The organism is Paracoccus shanxieyensis (assembly GCF_009711265.1).
Lineage (GTDB): Bacteria > Pseudomonadota > Alphaproteobacteria > Rhodobacterales > Rhodobacteraceae > Paracoccus > Paracoccus shanxieyensis.
In genome coordinates this window covers 1-8,584 of record NZ_WMII01000048.1, presented here as the reverse complement: position 1 = coordinate 8,584, position 8,584 = coordinate 1, and the positions used below count along the sequence as shown (strand labels likewise).

Annotated in this window: 11 protein-coding genes; 5 read left to right on the top strand and 6 right to left on the bottom strand. The window is 63.6% G+C overall.

What is annotated here, in order from left to right:
• Positions 1-80: 80 nt before the first annotated feature.
• From GL284_RS21845 to GL284_RS21410, 3 genes are all read right to left on the bottom strand, one after another.
• Positions 81-206, bottom strand: coding sequence for a DUF6915 family protein (locus GL284_RS21845; protein ID WP_255453291.1), 126 nt, complete (start codon positions 204-206; stop codon positions 81-83).
• Positions 207-217: 11 nt separating this feature from the next.
• Entirely contained in the window at positions 218-703 is a 486-nt protein-coding gene (locus GL284_RS20830) for a DUF6878 family protein (RefSeq protein WP_155046328.1), read from the bottom strand.
• A 222-nt stretch (positions 704-925) separates the two neighbouring features.
• Entirely contained in the window at positions 926-1,090 is a 165-nt protein-coding gene (locus GL284_RS21410; protein ID WP_196216826.1) for a hypothetical protein, read from the bottom strand.
• Between the two features lie 569 nt (positions 1,091-1,659).
• Between GL284_RS21410 and GL284_RS20825 the strand changes: the two genes are divergently transcribed.
• Together GL284_RS20825 and GL284_RS20820 are read left to right on the top strand one after the other, a co-directional pair.
• Complete coding sequence (locus GL284_RS20825) at positions 1,660-2,268, top strand: DUF6088 family protein (RefSeq protein WP_155046327.1); 609 nt, start codon at positions 1,660-1,662, stop codon at positions 2,266-2,268.
• A complete protein-coding gene (locus GL284_RS20820; RefSeq protein ID WP_155046326.1) occupies positions 2,261-3,298 on the top strand; it encodes a nucleotidyl transferase AbiEii/AbiGii toxin family protein in 1,038 nt (345 codons plus the stop codon). Before GL284_RS20825 ends, GL284_RS20820 begins: the two co-directional genes overlap by 8 nt.
• A gap of 81 nt (positions 3,299-3,379) precedes the next feature.
• Here the strand turns inward: GL284_RS20820 and GL284_RS20815 are convergent, their stop codons facing one another.
• The 3 genes from GL284_RS20815 to GL284_RS20805 form a co-directional block, all read right to left on the bottom strand.
• Positions 3,380-3,703: a DUF736 domain-containing protein gene (locus GL284_RS20815; protein ID WP_035714938.1), complete on the bottom strand. Its 324-nt coding sequence runs from the start codon at positions 3,701-3,703 to the stop codon at positions 3,380-3,382.
• A 634-nt stretch (positions 3,704-4,337) separates the two neighbouring features.
• Positions 4,338-4,652, bottom strand: a complete 315-nt coding sequence (locus GL284_RS20810) for a hypothetical protein (RefSeq protein WP_155046325.1) — start codon at positions 4,650-4,652, stop codon at positions 4,338-4,340.
• Positions 4,653-4,744: 92 nt separating this feature from the next.
• A complete protein-coding gene (locus tag GL284_RS20805; protein WP_155046324.1) occupies positions 4,745-6,904 on the bottom strand; it encodes a ParB/RepB/Spo0J family partition protein in 2,160 nt (719 codons plus the stop codon).
• 242 nt (positions 6,905-7,146) lie between these two features.
• Here GL284_RS20805 and GL284_RS20800 point away from each other — a divergent pair, with 242 nt between their 5' ends.
• From GL284_RS20800 to GL284_RS20790, 3 genes are all read left to right on the top strand, one after another.
• A complete protein-coding gene (locus GL284_RS20800; RefSeq protein WP_155046323.1) occupies positions 7,147-7,596 on the top strand; it encodes a universal stress protein in 450 nt (149 codons plus the stop codon).
• A gap of 70 nt (positions 7,597-7,666) precedes the next feature.
• Positions 7,667-7,945 carry a hypothetical protein gene (locus GL284_RS20795; protein ID WP_155046322.1) on the top strand — a complete coding sequence of 93 codons (279 nt, stop codon included), beginning with the start codon at positions 7,667-7,669 and terminating at the stop codon, positions 7,943-7,945.
• Positions 7,946-8,091: 146 nt separating this feature from the next.
• Positions 8,092-8,484: a hypothetical protein gene (locus tag GL284_RS20790; RefSeq protein ID WP_230383525.1), complete on the top strand. Its 393-nt coding sequence runs from the start codon at positions 8,092-8,094 to the stop codon at positions 8,482-8,484.
• Positions 8,485-8,584: the final 100 nt, after the last annotated feature.

Genomic DNA, 8,584 nt, shown 5'->3' with positions numbered 1-8,584 from the left:
ACCTCCCCGCCGTCCGCACCGCCAGCGCTTTGATCCGCGCAGTGCGGACGGCGGGGCCCCTCCTATGGACTATCGCTACCCTACGCGCCAAGAAAACGCTTGCCAGTCCAGATAACATCTAACCAGGAATGCAGCTCGATGTAATCCTCGACCACGCCGCCCCATTTCTTCACCGAGGACAGGGCGTGATGATAAGGATGTGCCATGTTCTCCGCCCTCAGAAGCTGTGGTTGAATTGCTCGGACGAGGTGAACCGCTCATTGTAATCGAGCAGGATCGTCGCGGCCTCGGCGTCGAAATGGAACTCGCCGAACGCGCCGTCGCAGTTCTCCCAGCCACCATGGCTGTCGGATAGGAGGTCATAGGCCAGGGGCTCGACGGCCTCGGAGAGCGACATGGTGTTGGTCGCAATCTCGGTGACGCCCCAGCTGACCTGTGCGAGCGTGATTTCCGTGTCCGGCATCGGCACCGCGGTACCGCCGCAGCGGGCGTCGATGTCTTCGACCTGCCCGCTGTCGCCAGCACCATCGAAGGTGACGATGATCTCGGTGATCCCGGCAGCGCGCATGGCCGCGAACAGGGTCTCCTTGTTCACGGCCATTGCAGTGGTGCTGAGCGTCTGATGCGCCAGCTGCGAGGCATCAAACTGCGCCATGGCGGCCGCCAGGCTGACTTCCGGGGTGGCTGCAATCTCTTGGGTCATGGGACTTCTCCTGAGAGCGAAGGGACAGGTGAAGCCGACCGGCGCTCTCTCTGGGACCGGAAGGCTCGCCCTTCCCGGACCCCACCTCTGCCTCTCCCGCGCCGGGGTTCATCCCGGCACAGCTGCGCGGCGCGCGCCACAGGCGGGTGATCGCGCAACCCCGGCCGGCCCCGCGGCTCGCCGCGCGAGGGCCGCCCGGAAGGGGTGAGGCGCTTGCGCGCCTCACTGCCAGGGGTCGATCTCGAGGGCGATGAGAGCCTCATCGCCATCATATTCATCGGCGGGCATGGCGGCATGGCTGCCATCGCCGGCCTGAAACACGACGATCGAGACCATCAGCGTAGCGGCGAGGCTGGCGGCGAAAGCGGTGGCATCCTTCTTGGACATGGGACTGGCTCCTGTCTTTGGAGACGAGGGACCATCCCCCGCTCGACAGGCGCCCGAAGTGTCTGACCGGATCTGCAATCACCCGAGGGCGTTCGGGCCTCTTGCCCGAATCCCCGAGGGCGGCACGCAAAGCGTCAAGCCGACCCTTTACGGGTTGATTTCAAAGAGACGGATCGGACCAAGGTTTGCGAATGGAAGCGGGGATGGGGCTTTGGCTTTGACAGGAGCCTGATCCCTTGAAGGGATGCCTCCGCTGCCGCCAGCCTTGGCGCTTCGCTGATCAAAGGTGTCGACGTGTTTCAGGCCAGATTGCAGATCTGTGCCGCACCGACGATGAATACGGTGGCTTCCAGCGAATGCCTGATAGACCCCTGGCACAGGGCGCAAGCGCCGAACTCGGCCCCTTCGCACCCCGCCGAGCACACCCCTCGTCCCCCCTGTCCGCGACCGCGACAATCTCAGCCAGTACAAGAGTCAGAGCGCGTTACCTCGCACACTTGATTGGAAGAAAAACATAGCCTATTTTCTAACACATGAAGACTGTATCTGCCTCTGTTCCCGATCGGATCATGAAGCGTGTCCGCGCTAGCGGACGCGGCAGCGTCTTCACGCCCAGTGACTTTCTGAACGTGGCTGCCCGTGGCGCGGTGGACCAGGCGCTGTCTCGGCTGACCAGGGCGGGCGACCTCCGGCGTCTCGCCCGCGGCCTTTATGATTTCCCGAAGATCCATCCGAAGTTTGGTGCTCTGGCCCCTTCGCCCGACAACGTGGCCAGAGCACTCGCTCGCGAAACCGGATCAAACCTGCAGATTGATGGTCCACAGGCTGCCAATGTGCTCGGGCTTTCAACGCAGGTTGCAGCGCAGAGCCGTTGGCTGACGGATGGGCCTTCGCGCCGCGTTGTGCTGGGGAAGCGGGTGATCGATCTTCGCCATACCTCACCCAAACATCTGATTGCCCCCGGCAGCCCGGCCGGAACGGTCGTTCAGGCCCTGCGCCATGTAGGTGCTGCACGGGCCTCTGACGTGATGCACGCGGCCAGCCGTCACCTCTCGGTCAGTGACAAAAAGCTTCTCGCCAGAAATGCGAAGCAGGCGCCCGCGTGGATGCGGGCAACCCTGCTCTCGATCGCCGACCCAAAACCTTCAGGGTCCGGCGCGGAAACCGCTCTTGGATAATGTTGCCCGCCTGTCGGCCGCGGACCGTGCCGCACTCTTTGGCGAAACCGCCGCTGGTCGCGGCGTCGCCAACACGATCATCGAGAAGGACTTCTGGGTTTGCTGGACCCTGCGGCGGGTCTTCTCGCTGCCGCCCGGGAAAACCGCATCGCTGGTGTTCAAAGGCGGTACCTCGCTGTCCAAGGCCTATGATGCGATCCGTCGGTTCTCCGAGGATATTGACCTGTCCTTTGACCGGGCAGAACTGGGATATGGCGGCGAACGGGACCCTGAGCAGGAAGGGCTTGGAAAGAATAAAACGGCGAGGCTGATTGCGGATCTGGTGGCGGATGTCGAAACGCATGTTGCCGAACGGCTGCTTCCCGCCCTGCAAGCAGAATTCGCGCGCCATCTGGGTGATCCCGCCGATGGTGGCTGGTCGCTCGAGATAGACCCGAATGACGCGCAGACGGTGAATTTCCAGTATCCCCCGGCCTTTGGCGGCACGAATTATGCCGGCATGTCCTACATCACCCCCCGCGTGAAGCTCGAACTCGGGGCGCGCGGAGACCCCTGGCCAACTGAGGAAAAGGTGATCCGGCCCTATGCGGCCGAGGACTACCCTGACTTCTTCAACGAGCGTGACACGAAGGTCACCGTCCTGTCTTCCCGGCGCACCTTCTGGGAAAAGGCGACCGCACTCCATGCCGAAGCGCATCGCCCTACCAGTTCGCCGACACCGCAGTATTTCTCCCGGCATTTCTACGATCTGGCGATGCTCCTCGAGACCGCGGAGGGAGTCGCTGCATCGCGGGACTTCGAGCTTCTGGCGCAGGTGGCGCAGCATAAAGCCATCTTCTTCCGTTCGGCATGGGCAAGCTATGACCTGGCCAGGCCCGGCACGTTGCGACTTCTGCCCGGCGAGGATCGGATCAAGGATCTGCGTGCGGACTACAAGGACATGGCACCCATGATGTTCGATACGAAGCCGCCGAGTTTCGATGACATCCTCGCCCGCATCCAGCGTTTTGAGGATGACGTGAACACCTGATCCGTGGTCCGCCCGAAAGCCGTCGGGCATCCGCAAGACCAGAAGCCCCGGCCTTTCGACCGGGGCCATGGTTGGGGGGTGTTACTCCCCCCGGCGGCTGTTGGGGCGCGACCAGATCAGGCTCGAGCCCTCACCGTCCTCGTCGTCAAAGAGGTTGGCGTAGATCGGGTGCGCGAAGCTCGGATCGTCCAACTTCAGGCCCAGATAGTCCCGCCCCTCGTTCGAGCGCTTCGACCAGGCGGCGCCGATCTCCGCGCGGCCCACCAGGATCCGGTGCGAGGGTGCGTTCTCGCCCGAGGCCCGCAGGTCGGGGACGATGCGCACGCCTTTGGCCTGTACGCTCAGGGTAACGATTTCGCCGGTGTATTCGTTGCCGGTCTTCTTGAAGGTGCCGATGGTCGCCATTGTCTGTCTCCATTCTCTCGTGTTCGGGCCCGCTCCATTGCGGCCTCGATGGCGATCTAGAGGCCGATGACGACGGCCGGCGCAGTCCCGTCCGGGACCCTGACAGCACAGGCAGGGCTTTCTTGTCTTCCGCGAGGAATGACGGCACCGCCGGCAGGGGAAGAAAGTTCAACGACGCTGTTGCGCCGAGACGTCGAAGCGCGCTCCCGCGCGCTGGTCTTCGGCCAGATCAGCCCATCACAGAGGACGCATGCGAGCGGTCCCGTCACCCCAGAGAGACAGGAGACAGCGGCGATTCTGAAGGAACCGGCAGGAAGGCGCCAAAGGCAACCACCGGCGATGATCGCCCTAGCCGTGAACAGGCGGGCTCGCGCCCTTCCCCGCCGACCTGCCGCCACGGGGAAGTCGACGCATCAGATTGGATACGGCCGGGACGCCGGATCGGCACCTGCCGCCCAAGCGCTCGATCGGGAAGAGGGACAGGGCAGGAAGCGCGATCAGAGCGTGCCACTGATCCGCAGAACCCACGATCAAAGAGGCCGGAAAGAGGGAAAGACTGAGCCCTGTGCGCTCATGACGACCCTGGGGAAAAACGCCAACCAAAACGGCCGGTCGAACGGCCGGGGTGACCATTTCAAGCCACCTCATCCCACAGCCCGTCGGCGATCTCGCGCACAAGCATCGTTCGGGCTTTCAACAGCAGGTCCGCGCCACAGGTGTCTATGTGACCATAGAATCGGGCACGACAACCGTCAGCCAGCCAGTCTGCATAGAAGCAGTATTCCGGCCGATCGAGACGGAACACCCGCAAGTCGTCCGCCCAGTGGGGCTTCGGCTCTACGACGACGGAAATACCGCTCTTGGACTCGCGCCAGGGCAAGCACCGTTCTGTGGGCGGGTTACAGCGATCTTCGGTGAAGATCGCATCTATGTCGATCGAATGCGACATGGGGACGTGCTCCAAAAGAAAAGCCCGGTCACAAGGACCGGGCAGGCTGGACTGAGAGGGTAAAGGGCGGCCGGAGCCGCCCCGCGTGAAGGTCATTCGGCAGCGATGCTTTGCGTCGGCACCTGCTCCTCGTCTTCCAAAGGCTCATCGTCCTCGCCGTCGCCCGTGAGGAAGTCAGGCAAGGTTTCCGCTTCTGCGCTGCCCGCATCGGCCGCATCTGCGATGGCATCCTGATCGTCTATCCGCAGAGGCTCCGGCAGCCAGCCACTGCCTGCCAGCAGCCGTTCGGCTTCGGTCGCCATCTCGCCCTTCTTCAGATGGACGATCAGTTCCACCGCCTGCTCGCCAACACCTTCCCGCACGGCATCCAGGATACGCGCCTTGGTCACGCGGCCGAAGTAATTGGCGACCGTCGGCTTCCAGCCCGTCTCGACCAGATCGAGACCGGTCACGCGCGCGAGACGATCTGCCTCCTGCATGCGGCGATCCAGGCCATGCTGGCTGATGCCATTGCCGCTATAGGGGTTCGGACGCTCATAGAGCGCGTTGACCCCGAAGCTCAGGCAATGTGCCAGCAGAGCCTGTCGGCTGGCCTCGTCGAGAGCGTGCAGCCAGTCCCAGAGCCGGTCATCGCCGTCATCGAGCGGGATATCCGCTCGCCATGCCGCATGCCGCTCGTCGATGGCCTGCGCCGGGATCGAGTCGCCAAGATCCGGAGCCTGCACCGACAGATGCACTTCGTTGATACGGGCCTGCAGCGCATTGCCCGCACTGCGGATGCCAAAGCAGTCGAGCACCAAGCGGTGCAGCAGCGCCGTCATCGCGATGCGCGGGTTGTTGGCGACAGCATCGCGCAGCGCGAGGGTCCGGTGCGCGGTCAGTTCGATCACCAGGCGTTCCGGCAGCGGCTTGATCGCCTCGCCTTCGTCTTCCTCCTCTTCGGGCGAAGTCGCCGGCTCGCCCCCAAGCGTGATCACAGCACGCTGATGGCTGGTTTCATGCTCGGCGCGCTGCAGAACCTCGCCGGTCTCGGGATCGACGATCTCGGGCTCAGGTTCCAGCGGTGCTTCATCCTCGGCCCGGACATAACCACGCTCGATCAGCAGCGTGCCGTCGACATCGAGGCTGACAAAGACCCCTGCCCGCGCCATCTGCGCAGGTTCGTAGATCATCGACCGCATCTCGAAGGCGCCGAGGGTCTTCTCGATCTCGCCCAGCCGGGCATCGACCTCATCGGGGTATTCTTCCGCTTGCGAATACTCGGCCTCAAGCCGGTCGTATTCGTCTCGCAGCGCCTCGCGGGTGGCGCGCTCATCCTCGGTCAGATCGACCGTGGTGCCGATCAACTGCCGCATGCCATAGGCGTGGCTGTAGGGGAAGCTGACCGCGACCTCGATCCATTTCCAGCCCTCGGCGGCGATGATCTCGGCCTCGGCCTTCAGCTTCTCGTTCACCAGCCGGTCGAGCAGCACCGGATCCTGCAGCCAGCCGCCATCGTCCTGCTGGAAGAGGTCGCGCAGCACATAGCCGCCCGCCGCCTCATAGGCCTCGATGCCGACAAAGGTGACGCGCTTGTCGGAGGCCCGCACCGTGGTCTCGGTCAGCAGGCGGCGGATGTTGTAGGGTTCCTTCGACCAGCTGTCCTTCACCGCCTCCCAGACCTGAACCTGGCGCTCATGGTCCGAAGAGATGGTGAAGGCCATCAGCTGCTCCAGCGTCATGCCGTCCTCGGCATAGATCTCGAGCAGCGCGGGCGCGACCGAGACCAGCCGCAAGCGCTGTTTCACCACTTTGGCATCAACGAAGAAGGCGGCCGCAATGGCCTCCTCGGTCATGCCCTTCTCGCGCATGGCCTGGAAGGCGCGGAACTGGTCGACCGGATGCAGCGGTGCGCGCTCGATATTCTCGGCCAGCGACACCTCGTCGATCAGCACGTCGTCGGTTGCGTCGGACACGATGCAGGGGACCGGGGCGGTTTTGGCGAGGCGCTTCTGCTTCACCAGCACCTCCAGCGCCCGGAAGCGGCGACCGCCGGCGGGCACCTCGAACATGCCGGTCTCGGTACCATCCTCGCCCAGAACCGGGCGGACATGCAGCGACTGGATCAGTCCGCGACGGGCGATGGACTCGGCCAGTTCATCGACCGAAACGCCGGCCTTGACGCGCCGGACGTTGGACTGGCTCAGCACCAGCTTGTTGAAGGGGATGTCGCGCGAGGACGACAGGGTGATCTTCTGAACGGCAGTAGCCATGTCAGATACTCCGAGGACGGGCGCCGGGGAGACCCTCTCTCCGGCTACCAACCCGTCATGGAAAACCCCTCCCCACTCTCCCTCTCCTGACCGGCGGCAAGGAAACGGTCGAACGGCCAAAGGCCCAGCCCATCTCGGGCATTGATCTGGAACGGATTTCCTTGGCCAGGGGGCAAGCCTGTGCAACAATAACACGATCCCGCCATGCGCCAGATCTTCCCTGCCAGCCAAAAGGAATGATCATGTATCATCACATCCTGATTTCCACCGATGGATCGGAAACCGCCACCAAGGGCCTCGACCACGGCTTGACGCTGGCCAAGACCCTCGGCGCGAAGGTGACCATCGTCACCGTCACGGAAGCCTTCCCGATCTATGCAGCGGCCGCGGGCGGGGCATGGGTCGCACCCATCGAGGTCAGCGGCGGGTTCGAGGAAAGCCAGAAGGAACTGGCCGATGGCATCCTGAGAACTGCGAAGGAAGCTGCGGACAAGATCGGTGTAGTCGCCGAGGTTCTGCATATCCCCAATGCCCAACCTGCCGAGGCGATTGTCGAGACTGCGAAAGCGCGGGATTGTAGCCTGATCTGCATGTCCTCGCACGGCCGGCGTGGCCTTGGTCGTCTGTTGCTCGGCAGCCAGACCGCCGAAGTGCTGGCCCACAGCCCGGTGCCGGTGCTGGTCGTCCGCTGAGGGCGAGTTGATATGCCTGCGCTGCGAGATGACCTGATGCCCGACACGCCGCCATCCCCGGAGCCGTGCGTTGTCGGACGATGAACTGCCATCTTCATGGCTCGATCTTCTGCGCGACGCTGAGGGTCTGCCAGAAAATATCCCGTCCCTGATCGGTTCTGACGCGGATCCGGAGACAGAGCAGATCGCCGAGCGCCTGACGGATCGCGGGCTCTTCAGGGTCATAAGCGCAAAGCGTTACCAACTGACCGATGCGGGGCGCGAAGTTCTTGCCAGGTCGCCCCGGTCGAAGCTGCGCAATGCCAACGGCAAAAGCAGCTGGCTCGGCAGGCTGCTGTCACGGCGTTAATGCCGTACGTGCAGGCAAGACGACATACCCCTGGGCGGCATCCCGCCCAAGGCCCACCGCAAATCCTTGCGAGCAGAAGACGCGCTCCCTACTTCCTGGTCGGGCGAAGATGCCAGCGACAACAAGAACATATGGGCATGCTGACAATGCGCTATCTGCTTGCATATTATTCCGGCACCACCAGCCAATGGCGGTGCCTCGACACCAATCTGCTGCCGCAGCAGATCGACAGAGCCGAAGATCTGGCGGCGGCGCTGGAAAACGCACCGATGATCGCGCTGTCCTGGATGTTGGAGCGCCGCCCATTCGGCAGCTATCAGGCGACCGTAGACGGTAAGAGCGATGAATGCGTGATGGTCTATGAACTGGAGCCAACGGCGGCTTCACCGCTCGGCAATGGCACGGACTATGTCGGCCCCTGGTTGGAAATGTTCATGCAGACGAACGAGCCGATCGGAACAATCGCCCTCGGAGCAGGAAAGCCGATATCGAAGGAGGCGGCTATCGGCGCACTGGCAGTGTCCCAACACATGGTGTAGGAGGCCGCGCGCGGAGCCTTCGGCGTAGCGCAGCGCGCGGCCGTTGGTGACGCTGGCGGTCACCGTCGATCTTCGGACAAGTTTCGGGTTGCGAGACCTT